3 protein-coding genes and 1 pseudogene are annotated in these 21,387 nt (G+C 65.2%); all 4 read right to left on the reverse strand.

Going from position 1 to position 21,387, the window contains the following annotated elements:
• Positions 1-22: 22 nt before the first annotated feature.
• On the reverse strand, positions 23-5,455 hold the full coding sequence (locus JGU71_RS05715) for a type I polyketide synthase (RefSeq protein WP_199703071.1): 5,433 nt from the start codon (positions 5,453-5,455) through the stop codon (positions 23-25).
• On the reverse strand, positions 5,452-10,824 hold the full coding sequence (locus tag JGU71_RS05720; RefSeq protein ID WP_233528799.1) for a type I polyketide synthase: 5,373 nt from the start codon (positions 10,822-10,824) through the stop codon (positions 5,452-5,454). The genes JGU71_RS05715 and JGU71_RS05720 overlap by 4 nt, the downstream gene beginning before the upstream one ends.
• Complete coding sequence (locus tag JGU71_RS05725; RefSeq protein ID WP_199703073.1) at positions 10,824-16,178, reverse strand: SDR family NAD(P)-dependent oxidoreductase; 5,355 nt, start codon at positions 16,176-16,178, stop codon at positions 10,824-10,826. Before JGU71_RS05725 ends, JGU71_RS05720 begins: the two co-directional genes overlap by 1 nt.
• A pseudogene (locus JGU71_RS05730) lies at positions 16,175-21,373 on the reverse strand (type I polyketide synthase); the annotation flags it as partial. The pseudogene JGU71_RS05730 and the gene JGU71_RS05725, both read right to left, overlap by 4 nt.
• Positions 21,374-21,387: the final 14 nt, after the last annotated feature.

Here is a 21,387-nt window from a genome sequence, read left to right on the forward strand (position 1 = left end):
TTCGTCGTCTCGGTCGTGGAGATCATGTGTCGTACCTGGAGGCGAGTTCCATCAGTTGTGCCGCATCCATATCGGCGATCGCGTCGGCGCCTGCCGGCGGCGCTTCGTGGGCTGCTCGATTGTCTTCGGCCACTGCGCTCCCTGTCGTCAGCGCGGCGAGCAACTCGACGATCCCAGCCTGCCGCATACGTTCCAGCGGAATCGTTTTCAGCGCGTGCCGCAGTTCGTCGTCGGTCATGGTCGCGGCCAGTGGTGCCGGGTCGATGATCACCTGCTGCCGGAGGTAGGTCGCGATCGCCGTGGGTGTCGGATAGTCGAATACCGCTGTGGCAGGGAGAGTGACGCCGGTCGCGTGGGCGAGACTGTTACGGAGTTCGATACCTGCGAGCGAGTCGAAGCCGAGGTCCTGGAATGCCAGATCGGGATCGACTGCGTCGGCGCCGGGATGTCCGAGCGCTGCCGCGGTACGTGTCCGCACCAGGTCGAGAAGGAAGCTGTCCCGCTGCGCTTCGGTGAGTCCGGCTAGTTCAGTCGCCAACGCTGCCCTCGCGAGTTCGTCGTCCGCTGCGGTGGTCGACACCCCGATCAGGCTGTGCAGCATGGGATGTAGTCGCCCTGCACGAGCGGTCGCCCTGAGACCGGGAAAGTCCAGCTTGACCGGGACGACTACAGAATTTCCGGTGGTCAGCGCGGCGTCGAACATCGCCAGCCCTTCGGACACTGTCAAGGCATGCATACCGAGCCGGTCTTTGATCACCCTCGCGATCCGCGTGAACTCCGCCGGATCAGCGGCTCCCGCCATGCCGACCGTGCGGTCCCACAGACCCCATGCCATGGAGACTGCGGGCAGTCCCTGGGTGTGGCGAGCGCGCGCAAGCTCGTCGAGCACAGCATTCGCGGCCGCGTAATTGCCCTGCCCGGCACCGCCGAGCAACGGCGCCGCCGACGAGAAAAGAACGAATGCGGAGAGCGCCAAGTGTCGAGTGGCCTCGTGAAGATGAAGAGCCGCATCAACTTTGGGCCTCATGACCCGATCGAGTTGCTCAGGCGTGAGATTGTCGACCGTGGCGTCGTCGAGGACACCCGCTGTGTGAACGACACCGGTGAGGCCCGGGTGTGCGGCGACGAGGTTGTCGACAGCGCCCCGGTCGGTGACGTCGGCTGCAACGATATCGACTGTGGCACCGTTCCTTTCGAGATCCGCGCGCAGTTCGGCAGCACCTTCGGCTGCTGCACCGCGTCTCGACACCAGCACCACATCGTCGACACCACAAGTCGCTACGAGATGTCGCGCCACCAGGGCACCCAATCCGCCCGTACCACCCGTGATCAGCACTGTGCCCGTGCCGAACTCCAGAGTGCTGGAACCAGCGATGGTCGCCTTCAGTCGTTGGGCATACACCGTGTCACCGCGCACGGCCAACCGCGGCTCGGCGGCGCTCAACAACGCCGCCCAGTCTGGACTTTCGCCTCCCGCCAGATCAACGGTCAGTACTTCGCCCGGGCGTTCGGCCTGCGCGCTGCGCAGCAATCCCGACACCGCGGCTCCAACTAGATCGGCCGCTTCCGTACCGTCGACGCCAACCGCTTCGGACGTCGCCACCACCAGACGTGAACTCTGCGAACGCGGCTCGGCAAACCACTGCTGCAGCAGACCTAACATGTCTGCTGTTCCGCGGCGCACCGCCGCAGCGTCCGCCTGCAGTTCACCGCGCGCGAGAGCGCACACCGTCACCGCTGGCCATGGCGATCCGGCGTCGACGGCGGCTGCAAGTTCGGCGGGATCGGCATATCGTCCGCTCACCTCGGCTCCTCCGAGGACGTGCGTAGGCACCTCGCCCAACACGGCGACGATCGGTGATCCGTTCCCCGGCGTCAGCGAAATCGGCTCCCACACCGTCGTCAACAGTGCATCGCCCGCGCCCGCCGACCGCAATGCGGCCGCATCAGCAGGCCGGGAATCCAGCGCAGCCATGGACCACACCGGCAGCCCTGCGGCATCGACGGCAAGCAGATCTCGGATGCCGTCGGCATCGATTCGCATCGTTACACGCACCGCTGCTGCACCGTCGCGGTGCACCTGCACGCCGCGGAATACAAACGGCAACAGCACATGCCCCGGCTCGAACTGATCTCCCGCCGCTGCGATCGCCACATGGAATGCCGCATCGAACAACGCGGGATGTACGCCGAACCCAGCCGTTTCCACATGCGCGTCACTCGGAAGCTCGACCTCGACGTACACGTCGGCCGCGTAGACCTTGTCGTCGCCGCGTCGCCATGCCGACCGGACGCCCCGAAACGCGGGACCGTATTCGTAGCCGAGATCACCAAGTCGCGCGTAGAGATCCGCGACCGGCACCGGTGTCGCATCGACCGGTGGCCACACCGCCTCCGCCACTGCGGCGCTTGGCACGACAGGAGCAACAGTCCCCGCCGCGTGCCGGACCCAGGACGTCACCTCGCTGTCGATGTTCGGACGCGAGTAGATCGTGATTTCGCAGTGACCCCGGGTGTCCGGCGGCGCAATGCTTACTTGAACGTCGACGGATACGCCTGCGTCGAAGACCAGAGGCGATTCCAGTATCAACTCCTCGACTCGTGCGCAGTCGACGTAACGTCCTGCTGCTGAGGCAAGTTCGACGAGCCCGGTCCCCGGCAGCAACACGGAGCCGAAGACGACGTGGTCGGCAAGCCAGGGCTGCGATGCAACCGATAGCTGCCCGGTGACAACCCGTTCGCCCGACCCCGCCAGTCCGATCGACGCCGACAGCAGGGGATGTTCGACGGCGGTCATTCCGAGGCTGCCGACATCCGCGACCGACGCTGCGGGCGACAACCAATACCGCTGGCGCGCAAATGCGTACGACGGCAGATCGATCCGCCGACCGCCCGCACCAGCGAAGAACTTCGACCAGTCCACCGCAATCCCACAACAGTGCGCGTCGGCAACCGCACGAAGGAGAGTCTCCACTTCCGGGCGCCCGCGACGCTGTGTTGCGATCACCGTCTGTGCCCCGATCGCACCCGACAGCACCGCATCCGGACCGATCTCCACAAAGCGTGTGCCACCCGCCTCGCGCACTGCCGCGACGTCGTCGGCGAAGCGCACCGACTCGCGGACCTGCCGCACCCAGTACCGCGGATCGGTGAACAACTCCGACTCGAGCTTCCCGGTGACGTTGGACGCCAACGGGATACGCGGCCTCTTCCACGCGATCTGCTTGGCGACCGCACCGAACTCGGCGAGCATCGGTTCCATCAGCTCCGAGTGGAAGGCGTGGCTGACGTCCAGACGCTTGGTCCGCCGATCCGTCCAACGCCGTTCGAGTTCCTCGATGCCACTGACCGGTCCCGATACCGTTACCGAGGTCGGACTGTTGACTCCCGCAATCGACACTCCGACAGGTAGCTCCGCCAACTCGCCCTCTGCTGCTTCGACCGCCAACATCGCTCCACCGGACGGCAATGCGGCCATCAACTTTCCCCGCGCCGTGACAAGACGCACCGCATCGTCGAGCGAAAGCACCCCCGCCACATACGCAGCAGTGATCTCGCCGATCGAATGCCCGACCAGAAGATCCGCTGTCACGCCCCACGACTCCAACAGGCGGAACAGACCGACCTCGACGCTGAACAGGGCTAGCTGGGTGTTGTCCGTCCGATTCAAATCCGTTGCCGGATCGAACAACCACTGCGGATCGCAGACCTCGCGGATTGCAGCAGCGAACACGGGAAAGGACTCGAACAGCTCTCTGCCCATACCCGGCAATTGCGCACCCTGACCCGAGAACACGAACACCGTCTTGCCTGTGCTCGCCCGAACCGGTACCGCTGCACCCAGGTCCGCCGGATCGAGAACCGCTATACGCCATGGCAACTGCGCCCGACCCGCCAACGACACAGCAACATCCACCGTCGACACGTCGGGGTCGGCGTCCAACCACCGTTGCAACCGGCGTACCTGCGCTCCAACAGCATCCGCAGACCGGCCTGACACCAACCATGGCACCACCGGCAACGACACAGTCGTCAGCGCTGCCGCAACGTCGCGTGGCGGCGCTTCCTCCACGATCACATGCGCATTCGTACCGCTGATCCCGAACGACGACACGCCCGCCCGCCGCGGCCGACCAGCTTCCGATTCCCACGGCCGCGCCTCCGTCAGCAGGCGCACCTGTCCCACATTCCAATTCACATGCGAGGACGGCGAATTCACATGCAACGTCGCAGGCATTACCCCGCGGCGCATCGACTCCACCATTTTGATCACCCCGGCAACACCGGCAGCAGCCTGGGTGTGACCCATATTCGACTTCACCGAGCCCAGCCACACCGGACCGTTTTCACGATTCTGGCCGTACGTGGCCAGCAACGCTTGCGCCTCGATGGGGTCGCCGAGCGGGGTTCCCGTTCCGTGCGCTTCGACGACGTCGACGTCCGCCTCGGTCAAGCCTGCATTCGCCAATGCCGATCGAATGACCCGCTCCTGCGACGGACCGTTGGGGGCGGTCAAACCGTTCGACGATCCGTCCTGGTTCACCGCCGACCCACGGACGATTCCGAGAATTCGACGCCCTTTCGCCTGGGCTTCCGACAGCCGTTCGAGCACAAGAATCCCGGCTCCCTCACCCCACGCGACACCATCTGCACTGTCGGAGAACGACTTACAACGACCGTCTGGTGCCAGACCGCGCTGCCTACTGAATTCGACGAACATCGCCGGTGTTGCCAAGATCGTGACGCCGCCAGCCAGCGCCATCCCGCATTCACCCGTGCGTAGTGCCGCACACGCCTGATGCAGCGTCACGAGCGACGACGAACACGCCGTATCGACCGACACCGCAGGGCCGACCAAGCCGAGCGAATACGAGATCCGCCCCGACACGACGCTCCCACCGCCACCTGCACTGAGGTAGCCCTCCACCTCGTCGCTTCGATCGCTCGTCGCCGCGGCAAAGAGGTAGTCCTGGTACATCACTCCGGCGAACACACCGGTGTCGCTGCCTCGCAACGACAACGGATCGATGCCCGCATCCTCGAGCGCCTCCCACGCAACCTCGAGCAGCACCCGCTGCTGCGGATCCATCGCGAGCGCCTCACGTGGTCCGATGCCGAAGAAGCCGGCGTCGAAATCACCGGCCTCGTAGAGGAACCCACCCGATTGCGCATACGACTTCCCGCGGGCGTCCGGGTCAGGATCGAACAAGCCAGCGACATCCCAGCCCCGATCGGCCGGAAAGTCTCCGATCACATCGCGTCCATCGGCCACCATCTCCCACAACGCATCTCGCGATGTCACACCGCCGGGGAAACGGCACCCCACCCCGACGATCGCGATCGGTTCATGCGCTTGGCTCTCGACTTCGTGTAGACGTCTGCGGAGGCTGCGCACCTCCAGGGCCGCCCGCTTGAGGTAGTCGAGGTGCTTGTCGTCGTTCGTGGCGGGCGTCATCCGAGTTCCCCGTCGAGCAGATCGAAGAGTTCGTCCTCGGTCGCCCCTCGGATGTCGTCGTCGTACACGCCACTCCTGTCGGGGTCGCCATCGTCGATCCTGGCGAGGATCCGCCGCAGGCGGGTCACTACCTGCCGCGTTTCCTCGACACCGAGAGCACGTGTATCAAGCTGTGCCGCAAGAGCTTCGAGAGCGTTATCGAGAGGATCAGGACCCTGTTCGGTCGACAGTACCGAAATCAGATGGGTGGCGAGGGCCTTCGGCGTGGGATGGTCGAAAGCCACCGTCGCAGCAAGTGTGACGCCGGTAGCGTTCGCCAGACGGTTACGGAACTCGACCGCCGCCAAGGAGTCGAAACCCAGATCCTGGAACGCAAGATCAGGATCGACGGCATCCGGGCTCGGATGACCGAGTACCGCAGCGACATGACCTCGCACCAGGTCGGACAACACCCCGGACCGCTCGTCTTCCGACAGCCTCGAAAGACGAATTACCAACGCCGCCTTTGCCGCTGCCGTCTCCTCCCCGTCTGCAGCACGAGCAGACGAACGCACGAACCCGCGTAACATGGGCGGCACCGACCCGAACGCTGTCACCTGCGCCTGCACCCCGGCACGATCGAATCGAGCCGCAACGACTGTGCTCCGGTCCGACGTCAGCGCCAGCTCGAACAACTCGAGCGCCTCGTTCGACGACATCGCTACCAATCCGTTTCGATTCATCCGTGCGCGGTCGTTACGGTCGAGGGACCCCGCCATACCTGCCGTCAAATCCCACAGTCCCCACGCCACCGATATCGCCTGCAGCCCTTGCGAGCGGCGGTACTCGGCGAGGGCGTCGAGATAGGCATTCGCCGCCGCGTAGTTCGCCTGTCCCGGAGCGCCCACCGTACCGGCGACCGAGGAGAACAGCACAAAACCCGCGAGGTCAAGGTGGCGAGTGAGTTCATGCAGATGCCAAGCCCCGACAGCTTTCGGTGCCAGCACCTCTCGCATGCGGTCCGGTGTCAATGCCGACAGCACACCGTCGTCGAGCACGCCGGCTGTGTGCACGACGGCAGTGAGGGGATGCTCGGGATCGATACCTGCGAGCATCGACGCGACGGACTCTCGATCGGACACATCACACGCGACCCACCGCACCTGCGCACCGAGTGCTGTCAACTCCGCCGTCAGTTCTTCGGCACCGCGGCGGTAGTCCCCCGTCGCTCCGGCACCACGCCTACTTGCCAAGACCAGATGCTTGATCCCGTGCTCGGACGCCAGATGCCGAGCTACCACCGCACCCAACGCTCCACCGCCACCGGTGATCAGTACCGAACCATCTGCGTCCCAACCCAACCCGGCAGCAGCAGGGACCGGTTCGATAGGCACCAAGCGCGGCGCAGACAACCGCCCGTCCCGCAGCAGCAGTTGCGACTCGAGCCCCGATACGGCAGTCGGCCAAGTCTTCTCGAAGTCGGCGTCGGCATCTACATCGATCAGGACGAATCGCCCTGGGAACTCCAACTGAGCCGAGCGCACCAATCCCCACACCGCAGCCTGCGCCAGCGGCGCTTGAGTGGGGCCGGCTCGCATCGCAACCGCACCATTCGTAACCACAAGAAGTGGCACCGACATGTCAGCGGCAAGCCAATCCTGCAGTGTCAGCAACGCCGCATTAGTCATTTCGTCTACGTGCGTAGCGATTTCGGCTGAACCCGTATGTCCGGCGCAGGGCAGCACGACGGCCACAGGTGGCGGCTCGTGCTCCTTCGATGCGGGCAAGTCACGCGCTTCGACCACAGCGGCCACATCCGCGAACCATCGCACCACGACACCCAGCTCCACTGGGTCGCCGATCCCCCACACCGGTCCTCCGACGGGCAACTCGGCTGCACCGACGACCGGGAGCCAGTCGACTGCAAACAACCTCTCGTCGCTACGTAGCGACTTCGCGGTCACACCTCGCGCGTCGAGTGCGGAAATCGACCAGACCGGCAGGCCTGCGGCGTCAGTTGCCACCACAGCTCTGACTCCGTCCGCTTCGACCTGCATCGCAACGCGTACCGCTGTCACATCCGGCCGATACACCTGCACTTCCCTGAATACAAAGGGCAGCAACACCTGTCCCGGCTTCAGTCGATCGCTTGCCGCGGCGGTCGCCGCATGGAAGGCCGCGTCGAGGATCGCGGGATGTATCCCGAAACCTGATGCGCCACCGACGAGTTCGACCTCCGCCCAGAGTTCGGCGTCGCCACGTCGCCACACTGATCGCGTGCATTGGAATGTGGGGCCGTACTCGTAGCCGAGCTTGTTCAGCTTGGCGTAGAGATCCGCTGTCGACACCGGTGTCGCGTCGTCGGGTGGCCAAACGTCGCCGTTCATCGATGTGCGGTTGCCGATGTCGTCCGCAGTTGCAGGCGACAAGGATCCAGCAGCATTTCGAACCCACGCCGCCGGCTCACCGTCGCTCTCGAGGCTCGAGTAGATCACCACAGTGCGATGACCTTTCGCGTCCGGCGCAGCGATGCTCACCTGCACTGCAACAGCGTCGCCCGGCTCGAACACCACCGGCGACTCCAGCACCAATTCCTCGATCCTGGCACACCCCGCTAGACCGCCTGCTGCACAAGCCAACTCCACCAGGGCAGATCCCGGTAGCAGCACCGAACCGAACACCACGTGATCGGCTAGCCATGGCTGCGACGCCGTCGACAACCGCCCGGTTACAACACGTTCGCCGGACGCGGCGAGCGCCACTGCTGCACCGAGGAACGGATGCGTCATGTTCTCGAATCCACGGGGCGTCGGTTCGGCTGAGGGCGCAACCTGCCAATAGCGTTGGCGTTGAAACGCATACGACGGCAAATCCACCCGCTGCCCACCCACACCCGCAAAGAAGCGTGCCCACTCCACTGACACACCGTGACAATGCGCATCCGCCACCGCCCGCACCAGCGTCTGCACCTGCGACCGACCACGACGCTGCACAGCAACCACAGCATCGGCATCGATCACCGCCGACAACTGCGCATCCGGACCGACCTCAACGAACCGGCTGCCACCCACCGCCTTCGCCGCACTGATCCCATCAGCGAACCGGACCGGCTCCCGCACCTGCCGCACCCAATACCCCGGATCAATGAACAACTCCGTTTCCAACTGCCCGGTCACAGTCGACACCAACGCAATACGAGGCAGGTTCCAGGTCAGTGTCTGTGCCACCGCCGCGAACTCCGCCAGCATCGGATCCATCAGTGCCGAGTGGAACGCATGACTGACCGCCAGTCGTTTCGTGCGCCGATCCGACCACCTTGCTTCCAGTTCCTCGATCCCCGCCACCGGACCCGACACCGTCACCGACGAACGACTGTTGATCCCCGCGATCGACACCCCCACAGGTAGATCCGCAATGTCAGCCTCAGCGATTTCCACCGCCAGCATCGCCCCACCCGCAGGCAACGCCGCCATCAACGCACCCCGCGCCGTCACCAACCGCACCGCATCCGCCAGATCCAACACCCCCGCCACATGCGCCGCCGCGATCTCCCCGATCGAATGCCCCACCACCACATCCGGAATCACACCCCACGACTCGAGAAGGCGACAGAGAGCCACCTCCACCGCAAACAACGCGAGCTGGGTGTTGTCCGTCCGATCCAGATCCGTTCCACTGTCGAACAACCATCCCGGATCACACACCTGTGTGATTGCATCCGCGAACACCGGAAACGCCTCGAACAACTCTCTACCCATCGCAGCAGACTGCGCACCCTGCCCCGAGAACACGAACACCGTCTTCCCCGCAACAACCTTCACCGGAACCACAGCCTCGAGCCCAGCCGGATCGACCACCGCCGCCCGCCACGGCAACTGCGCCCTACCCGCCAACGACACTCCGACATCCACCGCAGACACGTCAGGATGCACGTCCAGCCACCGCCGCAGCCGAAGCGACTGTGCAACAACAGCATCCGCCGACCGACCCGACACCACCCACGGCACCACCGACACAGACGCCGTCACCACCGGATCAGCCGCAACCAGCACGGGAGGCGCTTCCTCCACAATCACATGCGCATTCGTCCCACTGATCCCGAACGACGACACCCCCGCCCGCCGCGGCCGACCCTTCGACTCCCACACCCGCGCCTCACCCAACAACCGCACCGCACCCACCGACCAATCCACATGCGACGACGGCACACCCCCAAACAACGACGCCGGCATCACCCCCCGCCGCATCGCCTCCACCACCTTGATCACACCCGCCACACCCGCCGCCGCCTGCGTATGACCCATATTCGACTTCACCGACCCCAACCACACCGGACCGTTTTCCCGATTCTGGCCATACGTCGCCAACAACGCCTGCGCCTCGATCGGATCCCCCAACGCCGTCCCCGTCCCATGCCCCTCCACCACATCCACATCACCCGACACCAACCCCGCCGACGCCAACGCCGACCGAATCACCCGCTCCTGCGACGGACCATTAGGCGCCGTCAACCCATTCGACGCACCATCCTGATTCACCGCAGAACCCCGCACCACCCCCAACACCCGACGACCACACGCCACCGCATCCGACAACCGCTCCAACACAACCAAACCCGCACCCTCACCCCACCCAACCCCATCAGCCGAATCAGAAAACGACTTACACCGACCGTCTGCGGATAGGGCTCTCTGCCTGGTGAATTCGACGAACAGCCACGGTGTCGCCAGCACGGTCACACCACCAGCAAGGGCCAAATCGCACTCGCCGGACCGCAACGACTGCACCGCCTGATGCACCGCGACCAACGACGACGAACACGCCGTGTCCACCGACACCGCGGGTCCCTCCAGGCCGAAGACATAGGAGATTCGGCCCGACACCAGTGATCCCGTTCCACCGACTCCGGCATAGTCGTGGTGCATGACCCCGGCGAACACACCGGTTGCGCTGCCGCGCAGCGATGTCGGATCGATACCCGCATCCTCGAGTGCCTCCCACGCCACCTCGAGCAACACCCGCTGCTGCGGATCCGACGCCAACGCTTCCCTCGGCGATATTCCGAAGAAGCCCGCATCGAAATCGGCAGCGTCATAGAGGAATCCGCCGGACCGGGTGGAGGACTTGCCGTCGTCGTTGCTCGGCGAGTTGTAGACCTCCGGGTTCCACCCGCGGTCGTTCGGAAAGGCTCCGACGACGTCACGGTCGTTAGCCACCAAGTCCCAGAACGATTCCCGTGAATCGACACCACCGGGGTAGCGGCAACCGACGCCGACGATCGCGATCGGTTCCGAACCCCGCCGGCGCAGCGTGGCAATCTCGTTCTGCAGGTACGAGTTTTCTTTTGCCGCGACGCGCAGAGCGTTCAGCACCTCATCGGTCGAGGTCATCACTGCTCCCATTCCGGTCGTTGCTGCGAGGCGAGGACGTGCCGGATCAGTTCACTGGAATCCATGTCGTCGATCGTTGGTCCGTTTGTGTTCGGTCCGGCCGCCCCGATTGGATCAGCCACAACCGAATCGTCGTTCGTTCCGCTTGTAACAGCCAGTCGCAGCAGTGGTTCGAGCATGCCGCTCGTGCGCAGCGCCCCGAGCGGAATACTCGCGAGTCGGCGCCGGAGGTCGGCATCGGTCGCGCGGTCCGACGTCGACTCGTCGGTATAGCCGAGCCTTTCCAGCAACCAATCGGACAGCTTTGTCACAGTCGGGTAATCGAAGACCACCGCCACACCGGCGTTGAGGCCCGTCGCCGACCTGAGCTTGTTGCGCATTTCGATGGCAGCGAGTGAATCGAATCCGAGTTCACTGAAGGCGATGTCAGGTTCGATCTCCGATGCCGACCCGTGGCCGAGGATCTCAGCGACAATCCGGCGCAGCAGTTCGACTACGTACTCACGGCGTCGATCGCCCGGTAGCGCAGCAAGTTTCGCGAGGTTCGCCGCAGACTCGTCACCGGCTTCCGCCCGACTCCGTGCGCCGCTCGGCACGAGACCACGCAGCAGCGCAGGCAACTCCCCTCCTGCAGTGCGTAAGGCGGTGCGATCGATGTGAGCGGGCAGCACGATCGCGTCGGGTCCCGAGATCGCGCTGTCGAACAGCCGCATTGCAGTGGCGGGGTCCAACGGCATGATGCCACTGCGCCGAATTCGCTGCATCTGCAAGTCGGTGACTTCCAGGCCCATTCGCGCACCATCCCACGGACCCCAGGCCAATGACGTTGCCGCGAGTCCGAGTCCGCGTCGATACGCGGCGAGCGCATCGAGGTACACGTTTGCCGCCGCGTACCCGCCCTGGCCGATCGGCAGAACCATTCCGCCGACCGAGGAATACAGGGCGAACAGTCCGAGCTTGCAATCCATCGTCAGTTCGTGCAGATTCCAGGCGCCGTCGACCTTCGCAGCGAAGACGTTGTCGAGTCGTTCGTCGGTAAGCGACGCGATGACACCGTCGTCCAGAATGCCGGCCGTGTGCACCACACCCGTGAGTTGACCGGTCTCGGAGATGTCGTTCAGCAAGCGGCGCAATGCCTCTCGATCGGCGATGTCGCACGCAACGACGTCGACGCGCGCGCCGAGTTCGACTAGACGTGCACGGACGTCGGCAGCACCCGGAGCGTCCGGACCGCGCCTGCTCGCAAGTACAAGACGGCGCGCGCCGTGTTCACGTACGAGGTGTGCTGCGACATGCGCGCCGAGCACACCCGTGCCACCCGTGACCAATATCGTTCCAGCGGAACAGTTCGGATCGAGGACATCCGTCCTGCGCGCCTGCTCGACCGGCGCGAGTCGTGGCACGAGATACTGGCCGTTGCGGACGGCGAACTCCGGCTCTGCGGTCCCGACAAGTACACCGATCTCGAGGGCAGCGGTCGCGTCGACGTCGACGAGGATGATCCGTCCCGGTTGCTCTGCTTGCGCGGCTCGCACGAGTCCCCAAATCGGCGCTACAGCGAGATCGGATACATCGCTCCCCGGCAGTGCCACCGCACCGCTGGTGACAACAACCAGGTGGCTGTCAGCGAACCGTTCGTCACCCAAAAATGCCTGCAAGACAACGAGTATGCGGCTCGTGCTCGCTCGAGCCGCCGTTGGGGAACCGACACCGGAGTGTATGCACCGAGCGACGATGACCGGCGCCACCTCTCCGCCCGCAGCGATGTCCTCCCACGTGGTCGAGACGACGGCGACAGCGGCAGGCGGTTCGATCGGCTGCCAGTCGATGCGGAACAGCAAATCATGTTCCGGTGCAGCAATATTCAGCTGCTCCAACGCGACCGGCCTCGCGACGATCCGCTGCGCGGAGAACACGGGGCGACCGGTTCGGTCGCTGACCACTACGGATACAGCGTCGGGGCCGGACGGCGTGATGCGGACCCTGACGGCAGTCGCGCCAGTTGCGTGCAGTTCGACGTCCTGCCAGGCGAAAGGTAGTGCGGCGGTGTCCCTCCGCGAGGCAACCAAACCCGCGTGCAGGATTGCGTCGAGCAGGGCGGGGTGTATGCCGAAGCCGTCGGTGTCGACACCGGACGGCACCACGACGTCGGCGAGTACGGCTCCATCAGCCTGCCAGAGTTGCTGCACCCCACGGAAAGCGTTGCCGTACCCGTAGCCGTGATCGGCCAGGTTCTCGTAGCCCTTCGACACGTCGAGCGAGGTCGCGCCAACGGGAGGCCAGACCGACCGATCGTCCGCGGGCACCGACGTTGCTTCGGCCAGCGTTCCCTCCGCGTGCAGTGTCCATTCGTGTGCGCGGTCGCCCCGCGAATACACCGCAACAGCGTGCCCGTCACCCTGATCCGACTCGGCGACCACCTGGATCGCAACTCCGCCGGTTTCAGGCAGCGGCAGTGCTGCGCGAATCGTCATCTCCCGCAGAGCAGTAGCGCCGACCTCGTCGCCGGCGCGCAGTAGAAGTTCGACGAAAGCCGCGCCTGGAAGCAAAGCGTGGCCGAAGATTCGGTGGTCGGACAGCCAGGGGTGCGATTGCAGCGACAACCGGCCCGTCATGATCACACCACCCGACGTTGGCGACTCGACCATGGCTGCGACGAGCGGGTGGCCGGTCGACCCGAGACCGACGTCCGCGACGGCACCGCCTACCTTGGTAAGCCAGAAACGTTGCCGCTGAAATGGATACAGCGGTAGATCAACCTGACGTGCGCCCGTTCCCGCAAAATATCGAGACCAGTCGACAACACCGCCCGCCGCATGGAAACGTCCGAGCCCGGTGAGGAGGGCGTCGACTTCGTCACCGTCGCCACGCAGCAGCGGCACCGCAACGGTCGCGCTGTCGTCGTCTGCCGAGAGCATCGTTGCCAGTGCGGTACCTGGACCCACTTCGACGAATCGCGTTGCGCCGTCAGCGATTGCGGCAGCGGCGCCGGCGGCGAACAACACAGGTCTGCGAATGTGATCTCGCCAGTATCGTGGCGTCCCGAAATCGTCGGCGGCGAGATCGCCCGAGAGATTCGAGACAACAGGGATCCGCTGTGGCAAGACCTCTGTCTCCGCGATCGCCGCCATGAAGTCGTCGAGGATCGGATCCATCGACGCGGAGTGGAACGCGTGCGAGACGGACAACGTGGTCGACTTCCGTCCTCGCCGACCTACCTCCGCGGCGATCTCTGCCAACATCTCCGATGTCCCGGAGAGCACAACTGCATTCGGGCCGTTCACCGCAGCGATCTCGACGCCGGACGGCAAGAGCGGAGTCAGGTCGGCGACGGAACCGGCCACCGCCAACATTCCGCCACCGGACGGGAGAGCCTGCATCGAACGAGCACGCGCTGCCACAACCAGCGCAGCGTTGTCGAGCGACAGCACCCCGGCTACGTGGGCGGCGGTGATTTCGCCGACCGAATGACCGAACACGAGATCGGGACCGGCGCCCCACGACTCGAGCAACCTGGTGAGCGCAACCTCGACGACGAACAAGCCGGTCTGGGCGACCGACGTCTGTGCCAATGCCGGTGCGTCGTCGCCCCAGACCACCGACCGCAACGACGTACCCGTGTGCGCCTCGACGGCGGCAAGGGCTTCGTCGAAAGCCGTGCGAAACACCGGGAACGTCGCGTGCAGGCGCTGCCCCATCCCGAGGCGCTGGGATCCCTGACCCGGGTACGCGAACACCGTCTTGCCTGCGAGCGCCTGCCCAATGGCCGAATCCGACAGCGCAGCAAGCAGTTCGTCGCGGTCGGAACCGAATACGACTGTGCGGTGCTGCATGCGGGCACGGGCCGCGAGGGAAACACCGATATCCGCTACCGAGGCTTCCCGCGTCGTCGATGCCCAATCTCGCGTTCGAGAAACCTGCGCGAGAACGGCTTCCGGGGTCTTCCCTGAGAACACCCAGGGCACTGGCGCCGCCGTCGGGGCCTGCTGCGGGGTCTGCTTCTCGGTCGGCACCTGGGCAGGCGGCTCTTCGAGGATGATGTGTGCGTTCGTTCCGCTGATCCCGAACGACGAGATACCGGCTCGTCGTGGGCGCCCGGCAGTGTTCCACGGCTGCGCCTCGGTGAGCAGTCGGACAGCCTCCGCAGGCCAGTCGACATGTGGGCTCGGAGCATCGACATGCAAGGTTGCGGGCATAACTCCGTGGCGCATCGCCATGGCCATCTTGATCACGCCGGTTACACCGGCCGCGGCTTGCGTATGACCGATGTTCGACTTGATCGAGCCAAGCCAGATGGGTCGCGAGCGGTCGCTGCCGTAGGTGGCGACGATTGCTCCGGCCTCGATCGGATCGCCGAGTGTGGTTCCTGTGCCGTGGCCCTCGATGATGTCCACATCGTCCGTGCCGAGCCCCGCGTTTGCCAGTGCCGCACGGATGACTCGCTCCTGCGCGGGACCGTTCGGCGCCGTCAGGCCGTTGCTTGTGCCGTCCTGATTGACCGCTGAACCACGCATCACCGCCAGTATTCGCCGACCATTCCGCTTGGCCGCCGAAAGCCGTTCCAGCACAACCATGGCCGCACCTTCGGCCCACCCGACACCGTCTGCCGCTGCGGCAAAGGACTTGCATCGCCCGTCGGGAGAGAGTCCGCGCTGCCGCGACATCTCGACGAAGACACTCGGCGTCGCCATGACCGACACACCGCCGACGAGTGCAAGACCGCATTCGCCCGCACGCAACGCCGCCGCTGCCTGATGCATCGCAACCAACGAGGACGAACACGCTGTGTCGAGAGTGACCGCAGGCCCCGTCAGGCCGAACGAGTACGCGATCCGCCCGGACACAACCGAGCCCAACTGGTTCGTGTGCCCGTAGTCGTGGTACATCACGCCTGTGAATACGCCGGTATCGCTGCCGCGCAACGAGACCGGGTCGATCCGGGCATCTTCGAGCGCTTCCCACGACGTCTCGAGCAGCAGCCGTTGCTGTGGATCGGTGGCAAGCGCGTCGCGTGGACTGATCCCGAAGAATGCGGCGTCGAAATCGCCTGCGTCGTAGAGGAATCCGCCGTTGCGGACGTACGATCGTCCAGCTCTGCCAGGCTCGGGATCGTAAAGGTCGGCGCTCCAACCCCGATCCGTCGGGAAACCTCCGATGGCGTCGCGCCCGTCTGCGACCATGTCCCACAACTGATCGCGCGACGCCACACCACCGGGCAACCTGCACGAAGCGCCGACGATCGCGATGGGTTCGGTGCGCGCAGTCGCCAATTGTTTGTTCTTCGTGCGCAGTTCGTCGATCTCCAGCACCGATCGCCGGAGGGCTTCGACAAGCCTGTTGTCCGAGTTGCTCATGACGACCGATCCCGCTCATCGGGGTCGCCGAGTACCAGACGGATCAGGCTTTCCTCGTCCATGTCCCGGATCTCTTCTGCCCGACTACCATTCGACGAATCAGGTGCATCGGGTGCATCGCCACCGTCGGCAAGCGCCAGGATCGCGTCGAGCAGACCCGCTCTGCGCAGTCGTTCGGGTGGGATCGTCGCAAGCAGTGCACGGATCCGGCCGTCGTCGGGCGCTGTCAAATCGGCTTCCGGGTCGGCGAGCCGAGCTGCGATGTAGTTTGCGATCGCGGTCGGTGTCGGATAGTCGAATACAGCGGTTGCCGGCAGATTTACACCCGTCGCGGACTTGAGCCGGTTGCGAAACTCGACGGCCGCGAGGGAGTCGAATCCTATTTCCTGGAAGGGCCTGTCCGGCTCGATGGCTGCCGCGCCTGTGTGTCCGAGGACGGCCGCGGCATGCTTGCGAATCAACTCGACGACTACTGCGTGCCGTTTGCCCGGTGCGAGCGCAGCCAGATCGACTACGACCGCAGACGAGCCGGACACCGCCCCACGGCGACGGCTCGGCGCGACCGCATCGAAGATCGGGGGCAGTACAGAGGCGGGATCCACCGAACCGAGTTCCAACCGAACCGGAATCAGCACTGCGTGCGGCGATCCGAGCGCATCGTCCAACGCCGACAGCGCGGCCGCCGGCGCGATAGTGCGAATACCGCTGCGGGCAGCACGGTTACGGGTGACCTCGTCCGCCCTGCCTGCCATGCCATCCGGTCCAGCCCATGGCCCGTAAGCCAGGGCCACGGCAGCCTGTCCGCGGGCCCGACGGTAGGACGCGAGACCGTCGAGATACGCGTTGGCTGCGGCATAGTTGCCCTGACCAGCAGAGCCGAGCACACCCGCGACCGACGAGACAAGCACAAAGAACGAAAGGTCAAGGCCCTCGGTTGCCTCGTGCAGGTGCCACGCACCCGAGACCTTCGGAGCGGCAACAGTGGACAGTCGCTCAGCGGTCAGCGAGGCGATGACACCGTCGTCCAGCACGCCCGCCGCATGGACTACGCCGACCAGCGGACGCTCGGCGACGATCCCGGCTACCAAGCGCTGCAGCGCGGTGCGATCGGCAACGTCACATTGCTCGGTCTGTACACGCGCGCCTGCCGACCGTAGTTCCTCCGCGATTACACCCGCGTCGCCACGCCGGCTCGCCAGCACGACGTCGCGCACTCCATGAACATCGACGAGGTGTCGGGCGAGCGCAGCACCGACGACGCCGGTCCCGCCGGTCACGAGTACTGCCCCAGCGGCGATGGGAGTCGTCGGTACAGCGCGAACCGACCTGACCAAGCGAGCCGCCCGAATTTCGTTGTCCCGTAACAGCAGCTGCGGTTCTCCGGACGCCGACACACGTTCGATGAGCGGCCCGCCGATCTCGGTGTGAGCGTCGACGTCGAGGAGTACGAACCGATCCGGCTCCTCCGCCTGCGCGGAGCGGAGCAGTCCCCACACGGCGGAGCCTGCCAGGTCGGTGACGTCACCGTCTTCCTTCCCGACTGCACCCGAGGTCACAACCAGAAGGCGCGCGTCGGTGAACCGCGGATCACTGATCCACTCTTGCACCGCCGTCAAGGTGTTCAAGCATGCTGTTCCTACATCGTGCGGGTTCGCCTGCGCCAGAACAACTCTCCTGCAATCGACGACGACGACACCCGGCACTTGCGATTCACCGGCCGCAACGTCGCGCCACCACGCCCAGTCCACCGGAGGTGTCGCAGACTCGGAAACCGGCACCCAGTCGACGACGTAGGACGTTCGGTCGTGCTGCGCGATCGCATCGGTCGATACCGCGCGCATGGTCATCGACCGCACCGACAACACGGGTAGTCCTGCGGCGTCGGCGATGTCGATCGTTGTGCCGTTGGTGCCGGTTGTTGCGATGCGCGCGCGAACAGCACCGGGGCAGGGTGCGTGGATCGCGATACCCTCCCAGGCGAACGGCACCATGGTCTCGAGGTCGTCTGCACCGCGACCAACTGCTTGCGCGTGCAGTACCGAATCGAGCAGCCGGGGATCGAACGCGAATGCGCTTGTGGTGACCTCGTTCTCGTCGACAACGGCCTCCACCAGCAGCGCGTCGCGGTGTTGCCACACCCGCCGCAACGCGCGGAACGTCGGACCGTATTCGAGCCCGGCGGCGCCGAGTCGGTGGTACAGGTCGTCGATCGCGAGCTCGACCGCGTCGGCGGGTGGCCACACCGCAACGGTGTCGACCGTGTCACTCGGTCGATGCTCTGCGACAACGCTTTCGGCAAGAACACCTTCGGCGTGACAGGTCCAACCGTCGTGCACATCGTCGCGTTTCGAGTAGATCGCGAACGTCCGATCGATGTCCTCCTCGTCGCCACGCACCGCCACCTGCACCGCCACACCTCCGGTGGCCGGAATCACCAGCGGGGCTCGCAGTGTCAACTCCTGTACGACCGGACGGCCACACGAAGTGCCGACCGCCAGCGCAAGGTCGACGAATCCCGTTGCCGGAAAGACGATGTGCCCGTGGACCAGATGATCGGACAGCCACGGCTGATCGGCCGACGACAACCAGCCGCTCACCCGCACTCCACCCGAATCCGGTTCGTCGAGCCCCGCACGCAGGACCGGATGAGACCATCCGACCAATCCCGAACCCGACACGTCACGACGCGCGGACGAGAGCCAATAGTGTTGCCGTTGAAAGGCATAGGTCGGCAGGTCGACCCGGTGCCCACCCGCGCCGGCAAACACCTGTGCCCAGTCCACGTCGGCTCCCGACGTGAACAACTGCCCGACCCCGGTCAGCAGCGACCGCACTTCAGGCTGCTCCCGTCGCATCGATGCCACAGTCACCACATCGGCGCCGACAGTCGCCGCGACCATTGCCGACGCCGAACGTCCCGGTCCGACCTCGACGAACCGCGTGCCCCCCGAAGCAACCGCTGCCGCGACGCCGTCCGCAAATCGCACGGTCTCACGCACATGGCGCACCCAGTACTTCGGATCGGTGAACAAATCGGATTCGAGCTGTCCGGTCACATTCGACACCAGAGGAATTCGTGGTGGACGTAACGTCAACTTCTCCACCAGGGCACCGAAGGAGGCCAGCATCGGCACCATCGACTCGGAGTGAAACGCATGCGATACCGCAAGACGCCGCGTCCGCCGATCCGCCGAGCGGCGCTCGAACTCCGCGATGCCGAGCTCCGGACCCGACAGCACTACCGAACCCGGTGCGTTCACCGCCGCAACCGATACACCGATCGGGAGTACCCCGACTTCGTCCTCGCCAACCTCGACCGCCACCATCGCACCACCCGGCGGTAGTGCAGCCATCAACTCTCCGCGCGCAGTCACCAGTCGCACGGCATCGTCGACCGACAACACGCCTGCAACGTGTGCAGCGGTGATTTCGCCGATCGAATGCCCGATCAGCAGATCCGGTACGACGCCCCACGATTCGAGCAGTCGAGCCAAGGCGACCTCGACGGCGAACAGTCCGCGCTGGGTGTGCTCCGTTTGATCGAGATCGGTCTCCGGATCGAACAACCACGCCGGGTCGCAGATCTCGCGTACCGCGTTCGCGAATACACCGAACGTGTCGAACAGTTGCTTGCCCATACCTGCCCACTGCGCACCCTGGCCCGGAAAGACGAACACCGTCTCACCCGAAACACCCCGCACGCCAACCAGTTCAGCCAACCCTGCCATCGACTCTTCCCGATCGGCACCCACCGCCACCGCCCGATACTCGAGGCGTGCCCGAGCCGCGAGCGATACGCCAACGTCCAACGTCGACGTATGCGGACGACGAGTCAGCCAGCTCCGCAGGCGTTCCGACTGTGCAGCAACGGCTTCCGCCGACCGACCGGACACAACCCACGGCACGACAGGAAGTGCTACCTCGGCAGCCACAGTTGCCGCAGCCGGCGGTGCTTGCTCGACGATCACATGTGCATTGGTCCCACTGATCCCGAAAGACGACACGCCTGCCCGACGAACTCTACCGTCCGGCGACTCCCAGGTCCGCGCCTCGGTCAGCAACCGGACCTCACCTGCGGCCCAATCCACATGCGACGAAGGCGAATCCACATGCAACGTCGCGGGCATCTCAGCGTGCCGCATCGCCTCGATCACCTTGATCACGCCGGCAACACCCGCGGCCGCCTGGGTGTGGGCCATGTTCGACTTCACCGAACCCAACCAGAGGGGACCGGCTCCGTCCCGGTCACGTCCGTAGGTGGCGAGCAACGCCTGTGCCTCGATCGGATCGCCGAGCGGTGTGCCGGTGCCGTGCGCTTCGACCAGGTCGACGTCCTGCGTCCGCAACCCCGCACTGGCCAATGCCGAGCGAATGACCCGCTCCTGCGACGGACCGTTCGGCGCGGTCAGACCGTTACTGGCACCATCCTGATTCACTGCTGAGCCACGGATTACCCCGAGCACCCGGTGGCCGTTCGACTGCGCATCCGCCAGCCGTTCGAGCACAAGTATTCCTGCACCCTCACCCCACGCCACACCATCAGCGCTGTCGGAGAACGACTTACACCGACCGTCCGGCGCCAGCCCACGCTGCCGACTGAACTCCGTGAACATCGTCGGGATCGTCAGCACAGTGACCCCACCTGCCAGCGCGAGGCCGCATTCAGCGGATCGCAATGCAGCGCAGGCCTGATGGATCGCGACAAGCGAGGACGAGCACGCGGTGTCCACCGACACGGCTTGGCCGACCAATCCAAGGGAATAGGCAATACGACCGGACACGACACTCGCGAGCATGCCACTGACGCGATAGCCGTCGACAGTGTCGTCCTGGTTGTCGACACCGTAGACACATCCACCGACGCCCGCGAATACTCCGGTATCGCTGCCCCGCAACGACACCGGATCGATGCCCGCGTCTTCCAGCGCCTCCCATGCCACTTCCAGCAGAACCCGCTGCTGTGGATCCATCGCCGTCGCCTCACGCGGACCTATTCCGAAGAACGCAGCATCGAAATCGGCGGCGCCGTATAGGAATCCGCCGGTTCGCACGTAGGACCTACCGGGCGCGTCCGGATCGGGATCGTAGAGCGCATCGTCCCAGCCACGATCGGACGGAAAGTCGCTGACAACGTCGCGACCTGTGGAAACCAAGTCCCACAACTCGTTCCGCGACGACACGCCGCCTGGAAAACGACAGCCGACTCCGA

The sequence above is a fragment of the Antrihabitans stalagmiti genome, from assembly GCF_016482825.1.
GTDB classification, from domain to species: domain Bacteria; phylum Actinomycetota; class Actinomycetes; order Mycobacteriales; family Mycobacteriaceae; genus Antrihabitans; species Antrihabitans stalagmiti.